Raw genomic sequence first — 22,936 nt, forward strand, 5'->3', positions numbered from 1 at the left:
GAAGCTTCGCCTGCCAGCGTGGATCTTCGGTCATCGGTCGCCCGTGCTGAGCGAAGTCGAAGCATCCAGCCAGTCAAGCAAAGAAAATAAGGCAACTGGCATGATTGCAGATAATCAGAATGAATTATCAAAACTTGTTCAAAAGTATGGGCCATAAAACATTTTCCTCCCGATTAATCGTTTATTGAAAAGTTGAATCTTACTCCAAAGACATGAAGAAACTTATACTACTCTTTTTTCTTTTGAGCTTATGTGAGCTTTCATTTGCCCAAGAACAATCAGACAGAGATCTAATCACTAAAACTGTACAATTGTATTTTGACGGAATGATTGAGCGAGATAAAGAAAAGCTCGAGAAGGCATTTCTCCCTGAAGCAAGGTTGATTGGGTATAGAGGAACAAATCTCACTATCACGGATTTCCCAACTTGGGCAGAAGCTACTTCCAAAGGCGAAAAAAGAAATCCTTCCAACTATAAAAATGAGATTATTTCCATCAGAGTTCAGGGAAATACCGCTTCAGTTGAGACCGAGTTATTTTGGCCGGGAATTTATTATTATGACTTTCTAACTCTGATATTAGTAGAAGGCAATTGGAAAATCGTCCATAAAAGCTGGTGGGAAAAATCCTTATGATTGGAGTTTTTGATGGATTTCTAAGACTTGGGGAATCAGCATCTTGTTCTCCGTGTTTTTGATGACAAAATCAGCTCTTTCGTTTTTGTCTTCATCTGGGATTTGCTGATCAATAATCTGATTGATTTGCTCCAAGGATCGGTGAGGGTCTCTCATGAGTACCCGGTTTACTCGTATTTTGAGAGGCGAACTGACATTGATGACGGCATCGAGTTTCTTTTCTCCGCCAGTTTCAAAAATTAATGCCGCCTCTTTTAGCACATAAGGAGTACTTTGACTACCTGCCCAGGTTTCAAAATCCCTTCCTACAGCTGGATGAACCATGCTATTGATCTTTTTTACTTTTTCGGGATCAGAGAAAACGGTGGATGCTAAATACTTTCTATTTAAGTCCCCTTCTGAATTATAGCTTTCTTCTCCGAATTCTTGGATGATTTGCTTTTTTAATTCCGAGTCATGGTTCATCAGAGATTTGGCTCTATCGTCTGCATAGTAAACAGGGATTCCCAATATTTCAAAAATTTTAGCTACGGTGGATTTTCCAGAACCTATTCCCCCCGTTATTCCGACAAGCTTTGGCTTAGGGCTCATATTTCAGTCTTAACAGTGGAGGCTCCACTCTTACTTGATCTAAAAAGGAGGGGAGTGGCTTGATTTGTACGGATATAGTGGAGTCCTGTCGGTTTCTTTTGGAGTAGTCCAAAATTGCTTCAAACTCCATTTCCTTCAGCTCCTGGGTTTTTCGCTCATCCACCAAGTAGTACATCATGATCAATGGATCTTCTTCTTCCAGGCTGACTGTTCTGGGAAAGTTGATTTTTTTAACCTTCAGTCTTTTATTTCCTTCTAAAAAAGCCACCAGATCCAGTTTCACCTGAATGACTTCATCTTTGATGGTGATGAATTGCTGAATATTTTCACCTACTTCTAATTTGACGGTTTTTTCTAGGTCTTTGTTGAGCCTATTTTCCTTAAGCTGAACAGGGAATTTACCCTCAAAAAGGTCGATAATAGAGCTCGGTCCAACTACTGTCACTTGAGAAGGTTCGAAAACCGGTTTTTCTAATAATCTGTAGTTTTTTGCTAAGGAGTAGCTTAAGGAATCCAACTCAGGCTGGAGGGTGACAGTTTGAATTCTGTCAATTTCATATTCTAGAGAATCTCTTACTAAAGAAATAAGCTGGGTTGGGGAAATAAATTCAGAGATTCCTCGCTTGATATCAGAAGTCAGAATAAAGTTTCTGGAAGTAGGATTACTTAATTCTATGACATAGGGATTGTTGTTGAAGTTGAAGTACTTCCTTAACAAATCCCACCCGTTGCCGGATATTTCGATTTCCACGCTTTTTGGCAAAGGTCTGACTGCCATAAACTTCTCCTGATTAAAAGAGAATTCTATAGGATAATCGACAATAGTCGTATAGTCGTCCTTATTCAGGGCGTTTAAAATCCAAAAAGTGGTAGCCGCTGCAACGCAGAGAACTACCACTTTTAGATTAGAGAGTTTTTTCGGTGAAATCCCGCTAGAGGATTTTTTAGTATCCGGCAAAATTCAATGTTTTATTTTGTTGGTTTCTTAGAGAAATCCATGGAGATAGCTGATTTTTCAACTTTGACTTTGAATCCTCTATCTAATTCAAGAATTACCACATCACCTTCAACCGAACTCACTTTACCGTGAAGTCCTCCGATTGTGACTACGTCTTCTCCTTTTTTGATTTCTTCTATAAATTTCTTGGTCTCTTTTTGTTTCTTCTGTTGAGGTCGAATCATAAAGAAATACATGATCAAAATGATCGATCCGAACAGAAAAACCTGTCCCATAATGCCTGCGCCACCGCCCGAAGCCTGCGCTAAAACTGTTGCTACCATCAATTATCTTTTTACCGGTCCTACTGGAGCTCCTGCAGCACCTGCACCAGGTGTAACAGTACCCTTCATTTGAAGACGGGTTACAGTTGGATTGGTATTAGCTTGAATAGTTACAGTTGGAGCCTGAGCACCTGACTTCGCAGTAGAGTTGAATACTACTTTCACGAAACCTTTTTCTCCTGGATTTACAGGGGTTTTAGTCCAATCAGGGCTAGTACATCCGCAAGAAGCAGTGATGTTGGAAATCACCAAAGGAGCCTGTCCATTATTGGTGAAGTTAAAGATATGCTCAATCACTTCTCCTTCTTTGATAGTACCAAAGTTGTACTCCATTTCTGAAAACTCAAATGCACCTAGAGTGCTTGGATCAGCAGTTTGGGTAGTTTGAGCGTTTACAGGGGTGATGGAAGAACTACCAGCTTCAAGCTGTGCGATTTTATCTTCCAATGCTTGAATTTTAGCGTCCTGATCGTTTTTCTGGCTGCAAGAAGTACCTAATGCAATCATTAGGGCTAATGCAGCTACACTCAAGAGTTTAGCTTTCATATTAGTTTTTGTCTTTGTTTATTTGGTCAATTAATTTATTCACGTCACTCAGAAGGTTTTCTGCCTTATTTTTGGCTTCTGTGATCACTCTTTTTCCTTCTGTTTTAGCCTCGTTAAGGTGAAGTTCTTTTCCCTCTACTAATTCTTCGATCAATTCTTCCAGTTCCTTTTTATATTTTGAAAGTCTGAAAGAAAGTTTGTCTCTTGTATTTGAACCGCTATCCGGTGCGAAAAGTACACCCAATGCCGCACCTACACCGGCTCCAATGACAAATGCGATGAGTGAATTACTGTTTTTGCTCATAGTTGTATTATTTATTGTCCAAAAGTCCTCGTCCACTTTTACGAATTTTACCGCTTTCGGTTAATTCTTTCGCCATGACATCCAATAATCCGTTGACGAATTGCTTACTCTTTGGAGTACTGTATGTCTTGGAGATATCAATGTATTCATTGATACTTACTTTGACAGGGATGCTCGGGAAGTTTTGCATTTCAGTAATCGCCATTGAAATGATGACTTTATCTGTAAATGCCAATCGATCAATATCCCAGTTTTTGGTTTTTTGACTAATTAACGCCTTGTTTTCCCTGTCATTTTCAATGGTGAAGTTAAAGATATTTTGAAAAAACTCCTTATCCTCATCCCAGTTCATTGCAATTTCAGGCATTTGCCCGTCTGAATCTTCTCCGAGACCCGCCGCATTTTTCAGAACCTTTGATGCCAAGCTGCGAACGACTGACTTGTTCTCTGTCCAATTAAGGTCTTTTTCAGAAAAGTAGTTCAATATTACGTCGTTTTTGAAAAGAATCTTCTTCAAAAGCTCATCTGAAGCATGCAAATCTTCTTCTACGGAAGGATTACTCAACTTAATATATGCCTGGTATTCCTCAGAAGGTTTGATATAATCTCTAAACCATTCTCTGATTTCCAATTCCAAATCATCCAGGTTTGCATTGTTTTTAGCTACTGCTGCACGATAGATATCAGATTCTCGAAGGTTAGCCAGAACCCTATTGTTTGTCAGATTCAGCTCATTGGCAAATGCCACAGGACTCCCCGCCTGAAGCTTTTTTTTCTTTTCAATCTCTATACCGGCTTGCTTGGAAAATGCCTGCAATAATTCGATAGCTAAAAGATAAAGTTGGGGGATTCTTTCCGCGGAAGCGATCATGTTTTTCAACAGAAAATCCTGATCTTTTTTATTGGAAGAATGGAAAGTGTTGATTGCCTCCAATACGACCTTTTTGATTTTTGGACTTCCGTCAGAAGCTTGAAGCTGACTTTTGCTGTCTACGCTTTGTTCGAATAATTGGATAGCTGACTGGGCATCCCTAGAGAGGGCAGCCTTGTCCTGGACTTCCATACTATTCAAATCTGGTAGAAAGGACTCCTTGATGTAATCTTTTGCAAGGTTAAAATTGGAACCTTTGCACTGCTCATAGGCATAAAGATTTTGAAAAGCTTTGACCCTGAGGATTCTTCTGTTTAGCATAGTTTGAGAAACGAGCTGTAAATATAGACATTTTGACCGGGCTTCACCCTGCCATATGAAGACAAAAAACCACCGAAAGGTCCTTCCGGTGGTTTTTATAAAGTTATTTTTATTTAAAAGGAGAGCTTCACTCTTCCAATTGCTTCGATACGCTCCTTAGCAGCTTCGATAGCAGCCTGCTGAGCAGGAATATTTTCTTTTTCAGACTTATTCAAGATGTATAAACAAGTGTCGTAGATCTTTTCTGCCTGCTTGTATACAATTTCTCTATTGTAACCGCCGAAATACTCTGCTCCAACATTAATCACGCCACCAGCATTGATGAGAAAATCTGGAGCGTAGATAATTCCTTTTTCTAAAAGAATCTGACCATGCTTGGCTTCGTCTTTCAATTGATTGTTGGCTCCACCGGCAATGACAGCACATTTCAGTCGATCAATGGTATCATCATTGATAGTAGCTCCCAAAGCGCAAGGTGCGTAGATGTCCATATCCATGTCATAAATCAGATTAGGATCAATTGCTACAGCTCCCGTATCAAGGGCTACTTTCTTCAGTTTATCTTCGAAAATATCGGTGATCAATACTTCAGCACCTTCTTTGATCAAGTATTCGATCAAATATTTACCTACCTGACCTACTCCCTGAACACAGATTTTTTTACCGGATAATGAATCTGAGCCGAATGCTTTTTTCGCGGCAGCTTTCATTCCCATGTAGGTTCCATAAGCAGTGACAGGGGATGGATCACCACCACCGCCTTTGATCTCAGGAAGCCCTGTTACATGTTTGGTTTCCATGGCGATGTACTCCATGTCTGATGTCTTCATGTTGACATCTTCTGCAGTTACATATCTGCCTCCCAAACTCTGAACAAAACGACCAAATCTTCTAAGAAATGCTTCATTTTTCAGTTTTGGATCGCCAATAATTACTGCTTTTCCTCCTCCAAGATTTAATCCGGCAAGTGCATTTTTGAAAGTCATTCCTCGGGAAAGACGCAACACATCAGTAATCGCCTCTTCTTCTGTAGCGTAAGGCCACATGCGGGTACCTCCGAGTGCAGGGCCCAAGGTGGTATTATGAATGCCTATCAAGGCTTTAAGGCCGGTGGCCTCGTCATGGCAAACCACGAGCTGCTCGTGATCCATGCTACTGATTTGTCCAAAGATGGATCCTTCTTTCACGGTTTGCGAAGCTTTAATCTCTAACATGTGAACTTAGCTTTTTAGAATGTGTTATATTTGGGTTGTTCCTTCTATACCAAGGCTGATACAAAATTAAATACTTTTATTAGCCTTCAAAGAATTAATCTAACTAGAATAATTAATCCAATTCCTCGATTTTAAAGTTTTTATTTGGTGAAGCCGCTCTGGAGACTCAATAAGTATTTATACAAATACAAGGGCTTATTGCTTTTGGGAATACTATTTACTGTAATCTCAAATATATTCGTAATTATTCCTGCCCAACTCGTAAGACTTGCCATAGATTATGTGGTGGAAAGTTCTGTGATATTTAAGCCTTTGGAACTGGGAGGATTGGGAGATATTGCCTCTGAAAATTTTTTAAAATTTGTTCTGGTCTTTGGTGTATTAATTTTAGTTATGGCCCTTTTACGGGGTTTCTTCCTTTTTCTCATCAGGCAAACTATCATCATCATGTCCAGAAGGATAGAGTATGATATGAAGAATGAGATTTTTGAAAAGTATCAAAACCTGTCTTTATCCTTCTACAGAAAAAATAGCACGGGAGACCTGATGGCTAGAATCACAGAGGATGTAAGTAGAGTCCGTATGTATTTGGGGCCTGCCATCATGTATGGACTAAACTTGCTGATTCTTTTTCCATTGGTAATTTCGTACATGATCATGGTCAATCCTGAATTGACACTGTATTCATTATTGCCGCTACCGGTACTCTCCATAAGTATTTATTTTGTCAATAACCTGATCAATGAGCGCTCGGAAAAAATCCAAAGAAGCCTTTCTAATTTGAGCACATTTACGCAAGAAGCTTTTTCGGGAATCAGAGTACTAAAGGCATTTGTGCGTGAAAATGACAGTGTCAGAGACTTTTCGGATGCCAGTGAAGAATACAAAGTGAAATCCATCAGGCTGACACGGGTGAATGCTTTGTTCTTTCCTTTGATCATGGCCTTGGTGGGGATTTCAACCATCATCACTGTATACATCGGTGGCCTGCAAGTGATCAATGGGGATATTGGATATGGTGTGATTGCGGAGTTTATTCTATATGTGAACATGCTGACTTGGCCTGTGACATCTTTGGGATGGGTAACGAGTATAGTGCAGCGGGCTGCAGCTTCCCAGACTCGAATCAATGAATTTTTGGATGAGGAAAATCATATCATCAGCACTGAAGAGGCCAAAGATGAAATACAGGGTACCATAGAATTGAAAAATCTTTCGTTCGTCTATCCTGACTCTGGAGTAAAGGCGCTAGATCAAGTTTCCTTTTCAATTCAATCGGGACAAACATTGGGAATTATTGGTACTACTGGCTCTGGGAAGTCTACTATTGCCAATTTATTGATGCGGATGTATGATCCCGCCGAGGGTCAAATTTTAATTGATGGCAAACCCATTGAATCCTTTGATATTTCACATCTGAGGAAAAATATAGGTTATGTGCCTCAGGATGTATTCCTCTTCTCTGATACCATTGGAAATAATATAGCTTTTGGTTTGGATCAAACAGAGAAGGAAATCGTGGAACAGGCAGCAAAAGATGCGGATGTTTACAAGAATATTGTGGACTTTCCAAAAGGTTTTGAAACCATGCTGGGGGAGAGAGGGATTACACTTTCAGGAGGTCAAAAACAAAGAGTGTCCATAGCCAGAGCTATAGCTAAGGAGCCTAAGATTTTGATTTTGGATGATTGCCTGTCAGCAGTGGATACTAAAACAGAAAATGTCATCCTCAATGCCCTGAAGAAAATCATGAAAAACAGAACTTCTGTGATTATTTCTCATCGGGTTTCTTCGGCCAAACTGGCTGACCAAATCATTGTTTTGGATGATGGTAAAATCATAGAACGTGGAAATCATCAGTCTTTGATGGAGCAAAAAGGCGTTTATGCTGAGCTTTATGAAAAGCAAACCCAGGCAGGGGAATCGGTGGATTCCGATCTTTAATATTCCTTTATTCCATTCTTTGAAATAAATTGGTTAACTTATTAACTCAATAAAAACCAGATTTTTAGCTATGAAATGCTCTTGAGAAATCTTGCATAAAACGAGAAAATATCCAGAGTATTCCATCTGAACATTTAAAAACAAATTAACAGATGAAGACAAACAATAAAGGTATTTCGGAAATTGAAGCTACCCTTCAGGAGATCGGTCACAAAATAGAGGAACTGGTCCAAAAAGGAAAAGATGCAGGCTCAGAAGTTAAAGAAGAGATTGATAAGAAAATCAGTGAGTTGAAAGCGAACAAAACTTCTTTAGAGGCTGAGTTGAAAAAAGGAAAAGCAATGCTTGAGAAGGAGTATGAAGAAAGAAAAAAGAACCTAGAACCCAAACTCAAAGAATCAAAGGGCTTTTTTAAAGAAGGATTCAAGCAAATCGGAATGGCATTTAAAACGCTTTTTAGCAAAAAGTAATTCTTATGTATCAAAAAAAGGGGGCTGATTATTTATCAGCCCCCTTTTTTCATTTCCTTTCTACCAATGCATTGCATCGGTCGTATGCAGGGTCTATATCTATAAAGACGTCTTCTTTGGCAGTTACAAACCAAGTACTTAGAATTTCATCTTCTTTCTTTCTCAAAGCCGCTGCTTTCATCTTCTCGTAATCATCATTGAGGTTAGCTCTATGAGCTGGATATTTGGCTTTATAATAAAGAATTCTAACCTTGGTTCCTTCTCTAGGATCTTCAAATCGAATTGGTTTGGAAATGGATCCCACCTTCATACTGTCGATTGTGAAATACAATACAGGATCCTCTAATGTTCGAAGCGTTAATCGGTTAGAGCTTGTTCCCGGATCAGTAAAAAATCCGCCATTATCACTGGTGTTTCTATCATCAGAATAGTCCTTGGCTGCTTTCGCAAATTCCAATCTACCAGCCTCAATTTCTGTCTTCAAGCTATCCAAGTAGCGTTCGGTTTTTTTGATATCATCTTCCGTAGCTTGAGGAATTCTTAAAATATGCCTGGTATTGTAACTCCCTCCTTTATTTTCAAGAAGTTGGATCATATGAAATCCAAATTGGGTTTCTACGGGATCAGAGATTTCACCTTGTCTCAAACTTAATGCAGTTGCCTCATATTCTGGAGCCAATTCCCCTCTGCGGAAAAAACCAAGGTCACCTCCTTGAGCACCTGAGCCTGGATCCTCAGAATACCTTCTGGCCAAGTCAGCAAAGTCTGCTCTTCCTGCCAATATATCCTCTTTGAATTGCTTAAGCTGGTTGTAAATATTTTCTTTTACTTGAGGATTTACCTCAGGCTTCTTTACAATTTGTCCTACGGTCACTTCTGCAGAAAAGAATGGGAGGGAGTCCTGAGGTATGCTTTGGAAAAATGACCGAACTTCTGCAGGAGATACAGTTAGTCCCTGTGTGATTTTATCGCGCATTCTTTGAACTGTCAACTGCTCCTTCATGACGTCATAGATTTCATTTTTTAGCTGCTCAGCAGTTTTGCCATAGACTTGAAGTAATGTGTTTTCATCTCCGCCGATTTGCTGCAATACCATATTGAATCGGTTATCTGCCTGAAGCATTACCTCAGCTTCTGTTACGATTACGGAATCTATTTCAGCTTTTGCAACCATCAGCTTATTGATCAAAAGCGTCTCGAAAACATCACATCTAGATGGAGGTGTCATGCCTTGCTGCGATTGGGCCACAGCTTCCAAAAAGGTCTTTTGTACATCTGATTCCAGCAAGATGTTATTATCTACTTTGGCGACAATTTTGTCCAGAACCTGCCCGGAAACCGAGCTCTCCTGAGCAATTGCCTGCTGGGTGAAGAATAAGCTGAAAAGGATTAAAGTAAGTAGGTTTAGTTTATTCATGGATGATAATTCCGACCTGAATCGGTGTAATTGAATTTATTGATTCAGCGCAATGAAAGCCTCTTCTTTTACGCTCTTGTTCACTTTGATGGGATATTTTTTGCGAAGCGACTGAATAAGTTGCTCGTCTAAGTATTCTTGATAATCTCTGATAACCGGGCCTCGTGTTTCTTCAAATGCCATGGGGCCGGGAGGAACTTTAGATCCCACCACCACTAGGTGAAGGTGTCCATCGGCTTCTATTTCTTGGAAAGACTTGGATAAATCAGCTTTGGAAAGAATGGTATTATCTGCAATTTCAATCAATCCTGACTGAGTTTGGTAAGCTAGTGGATCATTGTTTTTATAAAACTCTTCAAATTCATTCACCAAGCTTTCAGAATAAGCATTTCCCTGAAGTCTGGATTTGGCCTGCTCTAATTTATATATATCTAATACCTTGACGATGAAAGCATTTACTCTTTCCCCCCATTGATAATCTCTGATATTTTGTTCGTAATAGGCTCTTTGACCAATGGAATCTTGTATTCCTTTTTGCCACACCTCTTCATTCATCAAGCTGAATAGCAGGATTCCATCCCTATACTCCTTGAGAAGCATGGCGTACTCTTTATTATTAGCCTCTAAGTCTTGTTCCTCTATTTGCGCCAACAATTCACCTGCAAACCTATCATACCAAATATCGAATGTTCCTCCTTTAGTTTTTGGAGAGACTTCATCGGTTTCCATATAAGTAAGCATATCTTCGGTGGAATATGCCTTTCCTTTCAATGTAAATAGGTTAGAAGCACTCATTCCCAAAGCCTCTATCTCAGGTTGGAATTCCTTTTTTTTCTTGGTATTCAAAGAAGCTCTTAATTTTTCGACATTGGCTTCATTTTCTTTGAATCCATATCTGGCTTTCTGGATAGCCAGTACCTGAGATTGGATCATGGTTGATCTGGAATCTCTCAAGATTCGGGATCGAATCATATCCTCCATTTCTTCGAAGGAATCTATTGGCTTTTTATTTTCTAATCTTAGAATGTGATATCCATATCTGGTTTTCACTGGAGGAGATACTTCTCCAAGTTCAGTAAGTGAAAACGCTGCCATTTCAAATTCCGGAATCATGTTTCCAACAGAGAACCAAGGCAAAAGCCCTCCCTTCTTACTGGTAGCTGGATCTTCTGAGTAGTTTTTCACAATATCCTCCCAAAGCGTAGTAGGCTTTTGAATTTCAGTGTAAATATCTGAAATCTTTCTCCGGGCTTGATTTTCCGAATTAGGATCATTTTCATCTACCCGAACCAAAATATGAGATACCTGCACCTGTCCCGGGTTGGGTTGCCTTTCTAATACTTTGATGATGTGGTATCCAAAACTCGTCAGAACAGGATCAGAAACCTGTCCCGGCTGTAGAGTAAATGCTGCATCCTCAAAAGGCTGTACCATCTGGAGAGCGGTAAAATACCCCAAATCCCCCTTATTGATTTTGGCAGAAGGGTCATCTGAATACTCCACCGCTAATGAATTGATATCTCCTCCGTTTTGAATTTCCTGCTTGACTTTCAAAGCCATTTTCAACACTATCAAACTATCTTCTGAACTGGCATTGGGTGGAAACTGGAATAGAATATGACTAGCTCTGATGACTTCTTGCATCCTAGAATAGGCCTTCCTTAATTCTCCATCCTCCAAAGAATTTTTAATGAGAAAAGGGGATTTGAGGCTTTCTTTGAAGGAGGCGAATTCTCTTTTAAACTCAGTGATCTCATCTAAGCCTAAAGCTTCAGCTTCCCTTACTTTCAATTTGTAGTTGATAAAAAGATCCAAATTTTCCTCAAATTCTTCCCTGCTTAATCCAGGTGTATTTGCATCGGAATTTGAACCCTTCCCTATTAAATAGACGAATTCGTCTCTAGACACAGGCTTACCACCCACTGTCAAAAGAGGATCTTCCTGTGAAGCTGTCTGGGCAATTGAGCCCGGATTGATATACAGGAAAAGAAAGGCCGAGAGAATTGCCGAAATGGTTCGGTTAGTCATGAATCAGAAAGCTGAATTTTCAAGATGCAATGTTACAAAATTATCAGGATTTCAAGGGAAATGCCTTTTGAATTAAGGATTTAACAAGAATTAGGATCGAAAAAGTTTGATTAGCCTACAGGTATTAATTCCTCTGTCACTTTCAAACTCAATTTCGTCCATGATTTTACGTACCAAAATGATGCCTAGACCGCCTTTTCGCTTTTCGGAAATTACTTTTTTCAAATCCGGCATTTCATAATCCAATAAATTAAAAGCCTCACCCTCATCTTTAATTTCAAAAATAAGCTTTTCAGCATCCTTTTCTACTGAAAGGAGAATATGGTCTTCTTCATTACAGCTGTGAGAATGTATGATGAGATTAGCGCACACTTCTTCCACCGCCAGCGTGACTTGTAAAATATCACTGTCTGACATCCTGGAATCCATGAGGGTCTGATTAAGAAAGTCCCTTAATTCCGAAAGTGCCGTGGTGCGGCATGCTATCTGAATCTTATGTACCATGTTATACTTCCTGGATCGCTTCTTCTTTAGTGGGGAAAATTGAAATCAATTGATCCAGTCCCAAAATTTTAAATACCTCAAATACTTTAGGGTCCAGTGCGAAAATTTTTAAACTAACTCCCTGCTCCTGAAAGTCTTCTAAATAAGACATAAATACTCCCAATCCTGCAGATGAAATATATTCAAGATCAGAACCGTCAACTAAAATCGACTTGGCACCATTATCAGCAAGACTTCGGATGGACTCATCCAGTTGCACTGAGTTGCTGGCATCAATTTCCCCTTGTATCCGAAGGATGTGGTGGGTATGTTCCTCATGAGTGTGAATCGAAAGCATGTTTTTTGATTAATTGAACTTAACTACCATGAGAGAATAATCGTCGTCAATCATTCCGTCTCCTTCCACGAAATCGTGCAGTGAGTCGATTAATTTTGTCTGAATCTCTCTCGGTGATAAATGATGATAAACTTCTACTAAGGATCGGACTCTTTCAAATCCAAATTGCTGAGATTTTTGATTTTTTGCCTCTACTATACCATCTGTAAACAGCAGCAGTATGTCTCCTGACTCAAAGCTGAATACCTTTTCCTCAACGTGTTTTTCATACTGCATGTTTCTTAAGATTCCTAAACCCAATCCGTCAACCCCCAAGAAATCAGCTTTATTTTTGGATTTTTCCCACATTAAAGTAGGTACATGTCCTGCTCGGGCATGTAAAAAAGTATGATTGGAAGTATCAATTATAAATATCGAAGCAGTAATAAAATGATTTCTTTCCAGGCATCTACTCAAGGCACTATTGGCACGATTCATAAATTCAGAAGCTCCTAAATCCAGTTGAATCAGACTTTGGAATATCCCTTTCATTTGGGACATGTGAAAGGCTGCCGAAGTTCCCTTTCCGGAAACGTCCCCTATGATCAGTACAAATCGATTTTCGTCCAACTGAAATGTATCGTAGTAGTCACCCCCAACCTCATCGGCAGCATTGGAATAGGCGCAGATTTCAAAGGATTCATTGTGATCCAATTTCACAGGAAGTAGGGACTTTTGGACCCGCTGGGCAATTTTCAACTCTTCTTGGTACCGTTCATTCTGAATAGCCTGATTCAGCAATCGGTGATTTTCTACTGCGATACTGGCTTGACGGGTAAAGGTGCTGATAATATTGATCATCTCTTTGTTGAAACCATCCTTTACTTCCTTGCACAGTACCAATCTGCCGATTACTGACTTATTGACCACCAATGGGATGATTAGAATGGATTCAAACTTGGGGTGATCCAATCTCAAGGCAAGAGGACTTAGATTATCAGGCTTTGTTTCTGTCTCCCATTGAGAGGCCGCCTTCATACCCGAAATTTTCTCAGAAAGCTCATTTCTGGTTTCTTCATTGATCCACCTTTCCTGAATAAGCTCTGTTCCTGTTTCCAGTCTATGCATTTCCATCCAGGCAGCATCTGCATAAGCAGCACTCATGCAGGAATCAATCAGGATATCCAATACCTGCTCTTCACTTTCTTCTGGCTGAATGGATTGACTTAGTCGCTGAAAATTGATCGCCTCTGTCAACTTCTGCTCAAAAACTGAAGATGTGGGTAAATTGAAAAGGGTAACTAGGAAGCTGAATAAGGCATAAATGAGGATGAATAGAAAAAGTGAAATCAGGAATAAGTTATCCAGAAGATTGATAGGGTAGGTTTGCTGGGCATTGCTAAACTGGCTGGTTTGATAAAATAAATAACTCCCACTCAAAAGTATGAAAAACAGGAAAAGTAGGGACTTCCATTTCTCCTTAAAGGTAAGGTATGGGATCCATTTCAAATTTCCTGAAAGAACTATCCCCAAGCCAGTCAATATGACTAAACCAAATATAAAGCTGTAATCAAAGGTATTTTTATTGAAAAAAATGAAAAACATGGCCAACAATAAGGCGAACTCGTAAGTCTGCCATTGCTTGACCACCTGTTTGGATTTTTGATATAGGATCAGATTCTTCCAAAGAATAGCACTCGATATCAAAAATATGGTGACCAAGGCAAAGTGCACATGGTAAAAGAAATTCCGAAGAAATGGCTCATCGGCCAATCTACTTTCTCCCAACAGGATGTAAAAAAGCTGGACTAAGAGGAAAATTGCTGAGGCAAACATGCCTGTGGATGCCGCTCTCCATATCAAACTTAGGAAATCGTTTCTTGCATCCTTATTGATTGCGTAATTGTAGAATCCATACACTGTGATAAAAAATAAGATTTCCAGTATCCATGTGAATTCAGGCGCTATTCCGGAATTTAAATCGTTGATCGCCCCAAATAATCTGGTAAGGTCTACAAAAAGCAAAGCCAGCCATACTAATATGGCGAGCAAAAAGCTGAGCTTTCCGATATGTATGCTAGGTAGTTTGATCATGAATGCATCCCCAATATTAGTTAATGGGAATGGAAAAAAGACAGTAACCTCTCGATTGCTTTTTGATGTAAGATGTTAAAAAATTCTAATAACCGTCAAAGGATTATATTAAAGGCAAATAAGCTCTTCAATCATCCCTGCACCAAACCTCTCGTCAATCAGGTTTAGAATTTTACTTTTATTCATCTGCACTTCCCGCTTGATTGGGCCGGATGAAAGTTTTACAAACAGCTTTTTATCCCGGATAAAGACTGATTCGGTTCGAGATGCGATAGTTTTACCGACCAACTCTCCCCAATCGTGGATTAAAGATTTTTCCTGAAATTTCCCCTCTAATCGATAGACCTTGAGCAAATCTTTGAAAGCATCCTCTAGAGGAGCGGCTTCTTTTTTTCGGCTATTGGGATTATAATTCATAAGTTGATTTAGAAAAACAAGGCTGCTGCTATACTATCAGCCAAAAGCATTCCGCTTTTGCTCAAAGATAGGGTATTATCTTTCCAAACAAGCCAGCCCTGCTCTTGAAATTTGGAGATTTCACTCCTTTTCTCCTCAATCAGATCTTTTTCAAATGTTTGACTTACAAAAGAAATATCCAATCCCCAACTTGTTCGCAGACTGGTTAAAATGTATTCATTTAAGCGGTCAATTTCTTCCATTTCCTCTACCTCAAATGGAATTTGATTGGCTTGAATCGCTTGGATGAATTGGATGTTGTTCCTGACGTTTGCTCCCCTTTTCTCTCCGTCAAATGAGTGTGCTCCTGGGCCTAAACCCAAGTATGGCAGTCCTCTCCAATAGTTGCTGTTATGAATCGCTTCTTTGCCAGAAGAGGCAAAATTGGAGATTTCGTATTGTCTATAGCCTTTTGTTTCGGTGATTGCCTGCAGAATTTCAAATTGTTCAGCTACAAAATCCTCAGAAGCAGGTTCGAATTTCCCGGTTTTTTCCCATTTTCCCAGAGCAGTTTTTGGCTCCACACTCAATGCGTAGCAGGATAGATGCCCTGGATCCTGCTCTAATGCGGTACTTAGATCTTTTTCCCAAAGCTGATGGTTTTGACTAGGGAAGCCATAAATCAGGTCCATACTAAATTTTTCAAAGCCTATTTTGCGGGCTTTGGCTATAGCATCTATGGATTCTTTTGAATTGTGCGCTCGATTATAAAATTTTAATATTTTATCGTCAAAACTTTGAATTCCTAAACTCAATCGATCAATACCCATTGATTTCCAGGCTTGCAATTTTTCAGTTGTCAGATCATCCGGGTTAGCCTCAAGTGTAATTTCTTTCAAATTGAGTTGAAAAATCGTGTTGAGCTTTTCCAATAAAAAATCAATCCACTTGGTTTCTAAGATGGAGGGAGTGCCTCCGCCAAAGTAAATGGTTTCTATCGTATGTCCTTTGAGATACTCCTTTCTGAGTGCAGCTTCCTTCCCCATCATCTGAATCATCTGCTCTAGGTAGCTGGTATTTGTGCTGAAGTGGAAGTCACAATAATGGCAAGCCTGTTTGCAAAAAGGAATATGGATATAGATACCTGCCATCGATTTCTTTTAATTTGCGAATATAATGAATCCTAATTTCCTCAGATGAGACCTATTTGGTTCTTTTTTTTGATTTATTTCCTCCTGAATTTTTCGCTTCAGGCACAGGAAAAGCTTTGGTTGGGATGGAGCTTGGATGGAGTGGAGTATGAGTGGAGGCAGTTTGAATCCGATAAAGGTCGAGTACAAGGAATCGATTCCCTTTTACAATCCTATCAGGCACAGGGTTATTTGGGTGCATTTATTCAAAATCAGCGAGTTCAGGGAGATTCGCTCTGGATTAAAGTTGAAACAGGTACAAAAATCGAGGAGGTAATTTTGTCTCAGGGGAATTTACCCCAAACCATGAGAAAAGAATTGAGCTTTGGAAAATTGTCATTTTCTCAAGCCAATTTCCTCTTTGATAGAATAGTGGAGATTTCTGAAAATCAGGGCTATCCTTTTGCCTCAGTAAGGATGGACAGTCTGGAAAGAACGGAAAACGGAATAAAAGCTTCCATTTTATATGATTCAGGTCCCTTGATAGTTTGGGATAGTATTAGTTTGGATGGAACTCCTAAAACTAAGGCCAAATATTTTCAAAGATTTTCCGGGCTGATTCCAGGTGATCCTTTCTCTCAGAAAGAACTGGAAAGGGCAAGCAGACTTGCGAATCGATCCCCTTATTTTAGACTTAGAAGTCAACCCGAGGTGGGATTTAGGATACAAAAGGCTCAGCCTGTATTTAGTTTAATCGAACGGAATTCCAATGTTTTGGATGGGATCATAGGCTTTCTGCCTAATCAAAATGAACCAGGTAAGGTATTGATTACCGGTCAGTTGGACTTGCAGTTATTTCATTTAGGGGGGAAAGGAAGAGATGTGGAGGTCAGCTGGCAAAGGTTTAATGAATTAACCCAAAACCTAAATATAAAAGCCAAGGAATCGTTTCTTTTCAATAGTCCTTTGGATGTGGGGGGAGAGTTTAGTCTTCTTAAGCAGGATAGTACCTTTATCAATAGAAATCTAGGACTTCGGGTGGGTTATAATGCAAGTAGCTCTTTGTACCTGACCTTTTTTACCAACAGAAAGGCAAGTGATTTACTCTCAACTTTTGCATTCAGGCAGGTGGAGCAATTACCAGATGTAGCAGACTTTAGATGGAATGAATATGGTTTGGGAGTGGATTTCAATGTGTTGGATGATGTGATTGCGCCGAGAAAAGGCTGGAAGGTTTCTGGGAAGATTTCGGCAGGAAATAAGAGAATACTTCAAAATACAGGGATTCCCGAAGCTGTTTATCAGGATTTGGATTTGAGTAATCCACAATATTCTGTCAGTCTTATTTGGGAAAAGCATCTGTTTCTTAAACCTTCCTGGGGGATGTACTTTGGGGGTGCCGGAGGTTTTGTGCGAAATGAAACAATTTTGGTCAATGATTTATTCAGATTGGGAGGTCTGAAAAGTATTCGAGGCTTTAATGAAAATTTTTTCTTTGCTTCCTCTTTTGCCTATTTGAATGCAGAGCAGCGATTATTTTTTGGAGAAAATTCATTTCTGCTGGCATTTATAGATCTTGGGATTCTAGAAAACCCTTACTTTGCAAATTCCTTTGACAGGCCGGTTTCTTTTGGTGCGGGCCTGAATTTTGAGACAGGTTCGGGGATTTTCAGATTTATATACGCGATCGGAAAGTCCAATGAACAACAAGCTTCTTTTTCCCAATCAAAAATTCATTTTGGATATTTAGCAAGATTTTAAAAAAAAATGGCCAGAATCCGGAATTTCTTTCTTTTCACAGTTTTCTTTACTCTTGGTTTTTCCCTGTCTGCACAGGTTTTGGAAGATTATTCCAAAACTTGGGAGGTAGCTGAAAGAGAGAGTTGGTTTGGAAGCAGTGATAGAATTAGTCAGGAGTTGAATCTGGCTACTTTTCCAAAGGCTAATTTTTATCTGGAAGTCCCAGAGCAGACGGTGGTATTCGCTGGAGAAAAACTCTGGTTTTACTCCAATTCTGACACTGTTTTGATTCGAAGGGTAACCGATGTCGCACAAGAATTAGCTCAGGAAAAAGTGACTTTGACCCTATACAAAGAAGGTATTGGAAGCCAAAATATCATTTTGAAAAAAATGATTGGAACTGAGTTGGATCAGACCACTCCGGAGGAAAGCAAGAATCTCATAAGTATCCGGGAAAAAAAGAGAAGTGTACTCAGGGATTTTTTCGGACTAGGATTACTTATTGTTTTGTTTTTCATTGCCTTTTACAAGCAAGCATATCCTTTTCTTTTTTCCGGCATGCTGAGACCCAGTGGGCTACTTAGTGATGAGGATTTTTCTGATGTTGGGAGTTTGCAAAAGTTTTTTTCATTAGACGTTTTGCTATTTGTATTTATGGTCAATTTACTGCTGGCTTTGGTGGGTACATTGGGTTTTGTGATCTACAAGGGAGATTTGGTTTTTCAATTGATTGATCAAGATGTGATGTCTCTGATGATTTTCTGGTTAGTTACAACAGTTGGTTTGCTAATTCTTACAGTATTCAAGTTTATTGGGATTAGAATTGTTGCCTATTTATTTGATTTAAGGAAGCTGGAGTTTCCACACTTTTTCTATTTGCTTCGCTTAATTGTTTGGGCATGTTTTATTATGATCGGAGTTATCTTCGTTTATCTGATGAATTCCTTTTTTATGCTGGAAAATGTTCTTGAATTATCACTCCAAGTTTTCTTTTGGCTTTATCTCTTTGGGATTACAGGACTTTTCTTAATTATGATGAATCGCCTATCTTTTAAGAAATACCATTTATTTACTTACCTTTGCATCGCAGAATTGGTGCCTTTTCTGATCCTGGCGAAATGGATCATGGTATTAGGTCAATAGTAGATAAAATTTAAAGAAATTAATAAGCATGAGTGCAGCTATTAAGGATCGGTTTAAACCAGTCAAAAGTATTCTTGTCTCTCAACCTAAACCGAACGATGTAAATTCACCTTATTTTCAACTGGCTGAAAAATACAATCTAAAGATTGATTTTAGACAGTTTATTAAGGTAGAGCCGGTTCCTCCCAAGGAATTCCGAAAGCAAAAAATTGACATTCTTAAGCACACTGCAATCATCTTTACGAGCAGAAATGCGATCGATCATTTTTTCAATATCTGTAAAGAATTCAAAATAGAAATGCCTGCTGACATGAAATACTTCTGTATTTCGGATCAAACAGCCCATTATCTTCAGAAATATATTGTAATCAGAAAAAGAAAGCTTTTTGTAGGTCAGAAAACCGCATCAGATCTTTTTGATTATTTCAAGAAACATAAAAACGAAAAATACCTCTTTCCTTGCTCTGACATTCGTAAAGATGATATTCCAGATTACATGGAAAAAGCGGGTATTGCATTTACAGAAGCAATCATTTATCATACGGTAGCCGCTGATTTGTCAGACCTAGCGGATGTTAAGTATGATATTTTAGCCTTCTACAGTCCTTCTGGAATAAAATCTTTGAAACAAAACTTCCCGGATTTCGAACAAGGAAGAACCAGGATCGCGGCTTTTGGTCCGACCACAGCACAAGCCGTAAGAGATATGGGATTGATTTTGGACATTGAAGCACCGCTTCCAAATGCCCCAAGTATGACAGGAGCGTTGGAGCTTTATATCAAAAAGGCAAACAATTTGTAAATCTTGAAATCAAATTCTGTGGTTTTTCAGTTTAATTGCTTACAATAGTTCTATCATCTGACAAAACCACATTCAAATGATTCAAAGCAGTCGGTGGAAATACATTTTTGGCTTTGCTGTTATACTCAGTTTTTTCAGCATTGAATTCAGCTTTGCGCAGCAAGATGCGCAATTCACTCAGTACATGTATAATGGCATGTATTATAATCCGGCATTTGCTGGAAGAGAAGGAGGGTTTCGATTTTCAGCACTTCACCGAACACAATGGGCAAATTATTCCACTTCGTCAGGGGCGGGGGGAGCACCTGTAACGCAGCTTTTGACAGCTCAGGGTAATTTAGAAGGGAAAAATATTGGTTACGGTATTACTATAGTCAATGATCAAATAGGCGCCACAGGAAATTTGGAGATAAATCTTCAAGGAGCCTATCATAAAAAAATCAATAGAACCACGATCAGTTTTGGTGCCTATGCAGGTATGTTCTCAAGTTCAATTGATTATGGGGAGTTGGTTGTGGTGAATCCAGAGCCAAATTTACCTTCTTCTGGGAAAGAAAATGCCATCAATTTCAATTTTGGTGCAGGACTTCTTTTGGACCGAGGAGATTATTATGTAGGTTTGAGTTCTAGACATTTAAACCAACCCGAGTTTGATTTTGGAGATGGAGGTTTTGCAAACCCATTAAGAAATCATTCCTATTTATTGTTTGGGTATAGATTCAGACCAGTAGGGCAGTTGAGAATAGAACCAAGTTTTCTATTAAAATCTGTGTCCTTCAATAATTTTTCTTATGATGTGAGCGTTATTGCTACTCACCAGAATAAGATTAGCGGGGGATTGGCATTTAGAGGGGAAGAAAGTGTTTCCCTTATCTTGGGATATTCTTTGTTGAGAGATAATTCTCTTGTTTTAGGATATTCCTTTGATTTGGTAGTTAGCGGTTTGGAGGCAAAATCTCCGACAAGTCATGAGCTTATGTTGCGTTATAGACTAACCGATATAAGTAGAAATGTAGAGCGAGTCATTCAGCGGACTCCAAGATTTAGATTTTAAGAGATACAGGATAGCCCTTGTATAAAGCTGAACTTCAGGAGAATTTATGAAAATTTATTCTGTTTAAAATTGGCAAGTTATTTGCATATCTGTTGAAAATTCAGCTAAATTTCGATCTTAGTCAAGGTTTTAAATAAGACTTTCATTTGATGATATAAAAAATGTCATTTATGTATAAAAAAAATAATATCCGCTTAATGCCGATCGTTTTGGGCTTGGCAATTGCGACAATCTTACCTGGATGCGGACTTTTTAGTAAAAAAGGATCGGCAAGTGAAAAGCTCAATCGGAGAGGTGAAGTGACCGGTGTTCCGAAGAGAGCACAATGGCAACAAAACCTCCCATACGATATGGTTCCTATTAAGGCAGGAACTTTTTGGATGGGACAGTCCGACGAGGACATTGCCTTCACCCAATCATCAATGAACAAGCAGATAACCATATCTGAATTTTTCATGGATAAGTATGAAGTATCCAATAACAAATACAGACAATTTTTAGAAGCTGTAAGAGAAGGTACACTTACTACCGGTACTCCTACCACTTTAAAAGAAGAGCCACAATTCAATTTAGATGAGTTAAAGCCAGATACTACAGTTTGGTCTACAAGCTTCTCTTATCACTATGGCGATCCATTGATGGAATTCTATTTTGATCACCCTGCATTTGACAACTATCCAGTTGTGGGTGTGACTTGGGATCAGGCGAAAAAATATTGCGAGTGGAGAACATACCATATGAACGCAAATGATGAATTTGAATTTGATTTGCCAAGTTTCCGATTGCCATCTGAGGCAGAATGGGAATATGCAGCAAAAGGTGGAAAAGACGTAGCAAAATATCCTTGGGGTGGTCCATACTTGAAAAATAAGCGTGGATGCCTTATGGCTAACTTCAAGCCAGGAAGAGGTAATTACATTGACGATGGGTTTGCTTACACAGCACCAGTGGATGTTTTTGCTCCAAATGGATTTGGACTTCATAACATGTCTGGAAATGTTGCAGAATGGGTATTGGATGCTTATGCTGCTACTTCCAGAACTGCTACTTGGGATTTGAACCCAGTATATGATGTGGAAACTGAACCAAGAAAAGTAGTAAGAGGCGGTAGCTGGAAAGATATCGCACACTACCTAGAAACATCTACCAGAACTTATGAATATCAGGATGTGGCTCAGGCTCACATTGGATTTAGAACCGCAATGACCTTTATCGGAAGGTCTGGCTCCATGGATGTGAAATCCAGCAAAAGACGAAGACGATAAATCAACCCAACACTTTAAAAACCAAAAACCTTAATTCTTAATTACAAAATGGCTAGCAAAAGCAACTTCTTTTATTCCAGCGTAATGCCTAAAATCTATGGTATTGGTGCTGCAGTCGTTATCCTCGGTGCAATGTTTAAAATCCTTGACTGGCAAGGCGCTAACATCATGATCGGTGTAGGTCTTACTACAGAGGCGGCGATTTTCTTCCTTTCAGCCTTCGAACCAAGACCAGAGGAAGTAGACTGGACCAAAGTTTATCCGGAATTAGCTGGAGATGGTCCTGCTCCAAAGAAAGCAAGAGCAACAGCTGGAGCTGGTGATCAAGTTTCTCAAAAGCTTGACGATATGCTAGCCAATGCTAAAGTTGGACCTGAATTGATTGAAAGTTTAGGTAAAGGCATGCAAAATCTTGCCAGCTCAGCTGAAAAAATGGGCAACTTGGCAGATGCAGCAGTAGCTACTAATGAGTATGCTACCAACGTGAAAACAGCTGCTAAAACCCTAGTAGACATGAACGCATCTTATGGTAAAACTGCTGCGGCATTGACTGAAATGTCAGCTGCTTCACAGGATGCTAAAGAATATCACAATCAGGTTGTAACTGTAACCAAAAACCTTTCTGCTCTAAATGCAGTGTATGAAATGGAGCTACAGGATGCTAACAGCCACGTGAAAACATTGAACAAGTTCTATTCTAATATGACTGCTGCTATGGAAGGACTTAGCGAAGCAGGCAAAGAAACTGAAGCTTTCAAAAACGAACTTGCGAAATTAAATCAAAACGTAAGCTCATTGAATAAAATCTATGGTGGAATGCTATCCGCTATGAAAGGTTAATTCTTTCCCAAACAAAAAAACCATTAGATA

General features: G+C 39.2%; 23 protein-coding genes. 9 read left to right on the forward strand and 14 right to left on the reverse strand.

The features are described from left to right. Positions 1-212 precede the first annotated feature (212 nt). Positions 213-635 carry a nuclear transport factor 2 family protein gene (locus tag FL972_RS07855; protein WP_144604552.1) on the forward strand — a complete coding sequence of 141 codons (423 nt, stop codon included), beginning with the start codon at positions 213-215 and terminating at the stop codon, positions 633-635. Here FL972_RS07855 and coaE read toward each other — a convergent pair. From coaE to FL972_RS07890, 7 genes are all read right to left on the reverse strand, one after another. After that, the gene (coaE, locus tag FL972_RS07860) at positions 630-1,226 is read right to left on the reverse strand and encodes a dephospho-CoA kinase (RefSeq protein ID WP_144604554.1); all 597 of its coding nucleotides are present in this window, start codon (positions 1,224-1,226) and stop codon (positions 630-632) included. The two genes, FL972_RS07855 and coaE, sit on opposite strands and share 6 nt — an antisense overlap. Beyond that, positions 1,216-2,124 carry a YbbR-like domain-containing protein gene (locus tag FL972_RS07865; protein ID WP_250161316.1) on the reverse strand — a complete coding sequence of 303 codons (909 nt, stop codon included), beginning with the start codon at positions 2,122-2,124 and terminating at the stop codon, positions 1,216-1,218. The genes coaE and FL972_RS07865 overlap by 11 nt, the downstream gene beginning before the upstream one ends. A gap of 71 nt (positions 2,125-2,195) precedes the next feature. After that, complete coding sequence (yajC, locus tag FL972_RS07870) at positions 2,196-2,507, reverse strand: preprotein translocase subunit YajC (RefSeq protein ID WP_144604558.1); 312 nt, start codon at positions 2,505-2,507, stop codon at positions 2,196-2,198. Between the two features lie 3 nt (positions 2,508-2,510). Continuing rightward, positions 2,511-3,053, reverse strand: coding sequence for a DUF1573 domain-containing protein (locus FL972_RS07875; RefSeq protein WP_144604560.1), 543 nt, complete (start codon positions 3,051-3,053; stop codon positions 2,511-2,513). Between the two features lies 1 nt (position 3,054). Continuing rightward, positions 3,055-3,357 (reverse strand): YtxH domain-containing protein, encoded by a 303-nt coding sequence (locus tag FL972_RS07880; protein WP_144604562.1) that lies wholly within the window; start codon positions 3,355-3,357, stop codon positions 3,055-3,057. Between the two features lie 7 nt (positions 3,358-3,364). Next, entirely contained in the window at positions 3,365-4,549 is a 1,185-nt protein-coding gene (gene nusB / locus FL972_RS07885) for a transcription antitermination factor NusB (RefSeq protein WP_144604564.1), read from the reverse strand. Positions 4,550-4,662: 113 nt separating this feature from the next. After that, positions 4,663-5,763, reverse strand: coding sequence for a Glu/Leu/Phe/Val dehydrogenase dimerization domain-containing protein (locus FL972_RS07890; RefSeq protein WP_144604566.1), 1,101 nt, complete (start codon positions 5,761-5,763; stop codon positions 4,663-4,665). Between the two features lie 147 nt (positions 5,764-5,910). On the opposite strand from FL972_RS07890, the gene FL972_RS07895 reads away from it, so the two are divergent. After that, a complete protein-coding gene (locus tag FL972_RS07895; RefSeq protein WP_144604568.1) occupies positions 5,911-7,707 on the forward strand; it encodes an ABC transporter ATP-binding protein in 1,797 nt (598 codons plus the stop codon). A gap of 152 nt (positions 7,708-7,859) precedes the next feature. Next, entirely contained in the window at positions 7,860-8,177 is a 318-nt protein-coding gene (locus FL972_RS07900; protein WP_144604570.1) for a sll1863 family stress response protein, read from the forward strand. 49 nt (positions 8,178-8,226) lie between these two features. On the opposite strand, the gene FL972_RS07905 is transcribed toward FL972_RS07900, so the two are convergent. The 7 genes from FL972_RS07905 to hemW form a co-directional block, all read right to left on the reverse strand. Further along, the gene (locus FL972_RS07905) at positions 8,227-9,594 is read right to left on the reverse strand and encodes a peptidylprolyl isomerase (protein WP_144604572.1); all 1,368 of its coding nucleotides are present in this window, start codon (positions 9,592-9,594) and stop codon (positions 8,227-8,229) included. Between the two features lie 36 nt (positions 9,595-9,630). Then, positions 9,631-11,622: a peptidylprolyl isomerase gene (locus FL972_RS07910; protein WP_144604574.1), complete on the reverse strand. Its 1,992-nt coding sequence runs from the start codon at positions 11,620-11,622 to the stop codon at positions 9,631-9,633. A gap of 90 nt (positions 11,623-11,712) precedes the next feature. Continuing rightward, on the reverse strand, positions 11,713-12,126 hold the full coding sequence (locus FL972_RS07915) for an ATP-binding protein (RefSeq protein ID WP_091652223.1): 414 nt from the start codon (positions 12,124-12,126) through the stop codon (positions 11,713-11,715). Between the two features lies 1 nt (position 12,127). Beyond that, positions 12,128-12,463, reverse strand: coding sequence for an STAS domain-containing protein (locus tag FL972_RS07920; RefSeq protein ID WP_091652227.1), 336 nt, complete (start codon positions 12,461-12,463; stop codon positions 12,128-12,130). A 9-nt stretch (positions 12,464-12,472) separates the two neighbouring features. Next, entirely contained in the window at positions 12,473-14,536 is a 2,064-nt protein-coding gene (locus tag FL972_RS07925) for a GAF domain-containing SpoIIE family protein phosphatase (protein ID WP_144604576.1), read from the reverse strand. A gap of 108 nt (positions 14,537-14,644) precedes the next feature. Beyond that, positions 14,645-14,953 (reverse strand): DUF721 domain-containing protein, encoded by a 309-nt coding sequence (locus tag FL972_RS07930; RefSeq protein WP_091652233.1) that lies wholly within the window; start codon positions 14,951-14,953, stop codon positions 14,645-14,647. An 8-nt stretch (positions 14,954-14,961) separates the two neighbouring features. Further along, a complete protein-coding gene (gene hemW, locus FL972_RS07935; RefSeq protein WP_144604578.1) occupies positions 14,962-16,083 on the reverse strand; it encodes a radical SAM family heme chaperone HemW in 1,122 nt (373 codons plus the stop codon). A 45-nt stretch (positions 16,084-16,128) separates the two neighbouring features. On the opposite strand from hemW, the gene FL972_RS07940 reads away from it, so the two are divergent. The 6 genes from FL972_RS07940 to porL all read left to right on the forward strand — a co-directional run bounded on the left by FL972_RS07940 (position 16,129) and on the right by porL (position 22,906). Next, positions 16,129-17,823, forward strand: a complete 1,695-nt coding sequence (locus FL972_RS07940) for a BamA/TamA family outer membrane protein (RefSeq protein ID WP_144604580.1) — start codon at positions 16,129-16,131, stop codon at positions 17,821-17,823. A 6-nt stretch (positions 17,824-17,829) separates the two neighbouring features. Beyond that, positions 17,830-18,945: a DUF4271 domain-containing protein gene (locus tag FL972_RS07945; protein WP_144604582.1), complete on the forward strand. Its 1,116-nt coding sequence runs from the start codon at positions 17,830-17,832 to the stop codon at positions 18,943-18,945. Positions 18,946-18,973: 28 nt separating this feature from the next. Further along, complete coding sequence (locus FL972_RS07950; protein ID WP_144604584.1) at positions 18,974-19,747, forward strand: uroporphyrinogen-III synthase; 774 nt, start codon at positions 18,974-18,976, stop codon at positions 19,745-19,747. Between the two features lie 76 nt (positions 19,748-19,823). Continuing rightward, the gene (locus FL972_RS07955; RefSeq protein WP_144604586.1) at positions 19,824-20,801 is read left to right on the forward strand and encodes a PorP/SprF family type IX secretion system membrane protein; all 978 of its coding nucleotides are present in this window, start codon (positions 19,824-19,826) and stop codon (positions 20,799-20,801) included. Positions 20,802-20,971: 170 nt separating this feature from the next. Next, complete coding sequence (gene porK, locus FL972_RS07960) at positions 20,972-22,066, forward strand: T9SS ring complex lipoprotein PorK/GldK (RefSeq protein WP_144604588.1); 1,095 nt, start codon at positions 20,972-20,974, stop codon at positions 22,064-22,066. Between the two features lie 48 nt (positions 22,067-22,114). Then, positions 22,115-22,906, forward strand: coding sequence for a type IX secretion system motor protein PorL/GldL (porL, locus tag FL972_RS07965; RefSeq protein WP_091652253.1), 792 nt, complete (start codon positions 22,115-22,117; stop codon positions 22,904-22,906). Positions 22,907-22,936: the final 30 nt, after the last annotated feature.

The organism is Algoriphagus algorifonticola (assembly GCF_007655305.1).
In the GTDB taxonomy this organism is placed as follows: domain Bacteria; phylum Bacteroidota; class Bacteroidia; order Cytophagales; family Cyclobacteriaceae; genus Algoriphagus; species Algoriphagus algorifonticola.

Coding starts and splice junctions, on each gene's coding strand:
- porL (WP_091652253.1), top strand. CDS start 22,115: ATGGCTAGCAAAAGCAACTTCTTTTATTCCAGCGTAATGCCTAAAATC.
- FL972_RS07950 (WP_144604584.1), top strand. CDS start 18,974: ATGAGTGCAGCTATTAAGGATCGGTTTAAACCAGTCAAAAGTATTCTT.
- nusB (WP_144604564.1), bottom strand. CDS start 4,549: ATGCTAAACAGAAGAATCCTCAGGGTCAAAGCTTTTCAAAATCTTTAT.
- FL972_RS07955 (WP_144604586.1), top strand. CDS start 19,824: ATGATTCAAAGCAGTCGGTGGAAATACATTTTTGGCTTTGCTGTTATA.
- FL972_RS07930 (WP_091652233.1), bottom strand. CDS start 14,953: ATGAATTATAATCCCAATAGCCGAAAAAAAGAAGCCGCTCCTCTAGAG.
- FL972_RS07900 (WP_144604570.1), top strand. CDS start 7,860: ATGAAGACAAACAATAAAGGTATTTCGGAAATTGAAGCTACCCTTCAG.
- FL972_RS07905 (WP_144604572.1), bottom strand. CDS start 9,594: ATGAATAAACTAAACCTACTTACTTTAATCCTTTTCAGCTTATTCTTC.
- FL972_RS07915 (WP_091652223.1), bottom strand. CDS start 12,126: ATGGTACATAAGATTCAGATAGCATGCCGCACCACGGCACTTTCGGAA.
- FL972_RS07890 (WP_144604566.1), bottom strand. CDS start 5,763: ATGTTAGAGATTAAAGCTTCGCAAACCGTGAAAGAAGGATCCATCTTT.
- FL972_RS07940 (WP_144604580.1), top strand. CDS start 16,129: ATGAGACCTATTTGGTTCTTTTTTTTGATTTATTTCCTCCTGAATTTT.
- FL972_RS07910 (WP_144604574.1), bottom strand. CDS start 11,622: ATGACTAACCGAACCATTTCGGCAATTCTCTCGGCCTTTCTTTTCCTG.
- hemW (WP_144604578.1), bottom strand. CDS start 16,083: ATGGCAGGTATCTATATCCATATTCCTTTTTGCAAACAGGCTTGCCAT.
- FL972_RS07925 (WP_144604576.1), bottom strand. CDS start 14,536: ATGATCAAACTACCTAGCATACATATCGGAAAGCTCAGCTTTTTGCTC.
- yajC (WP_144604558.1), bottom strand. CDS start 2,507: ATGGTAGCAACAGTTTTAGCGCAGGCTTCGGGCGGTGGCGCAGGCATT.
- FL972_RS07920 (WP_091652227.1), bottom strand. CDS start 12,463: ATGCTTTCGATTCACACTCATGAGGAACATACCCACCACATCCTTCGG.
- coaE (WP_144604554.1), bottom strand. CDS start 1,226: ATGAGCCCTAAGCCAAAGCTTGTCGGAATAACGGGGGGAATAGGTTCT.
- FL972_RS07880 (WP_144604562.1), bottom strand. CDS start 3,357: ATGAGCAAAAACAGTAATTCACTCATCGCATTTGTCATTGGAGCCGGT.
- porK (WP_144604588.1), top strand. CDS start 20,972: ATGTATAAAAAAAATAATATCCGCTTAATGCCGATCGTTTTGGGCTTG.
- FL972_RS07875 (WP_144604560.1), bottom strand. CDS start 3,053: ATGAAAGCTAAACTCTTGAGTGTAGCTGCATTAGCCCTAATGATTGCA.
- FL972_RS07945 (WP_144604582.1), top strand. CDS start 17,830: ATGGCCAGAATCCGGAATTTCTTTCTTTTCACAGTTTTCTTTACTCTT.
- FL972_RS07855 (WP_144604552.1), top strand. CDS start 213: ATGAAGAAACTTATACTACTCTTTTTTCTTTTGAGCTTATGTGAGCTT.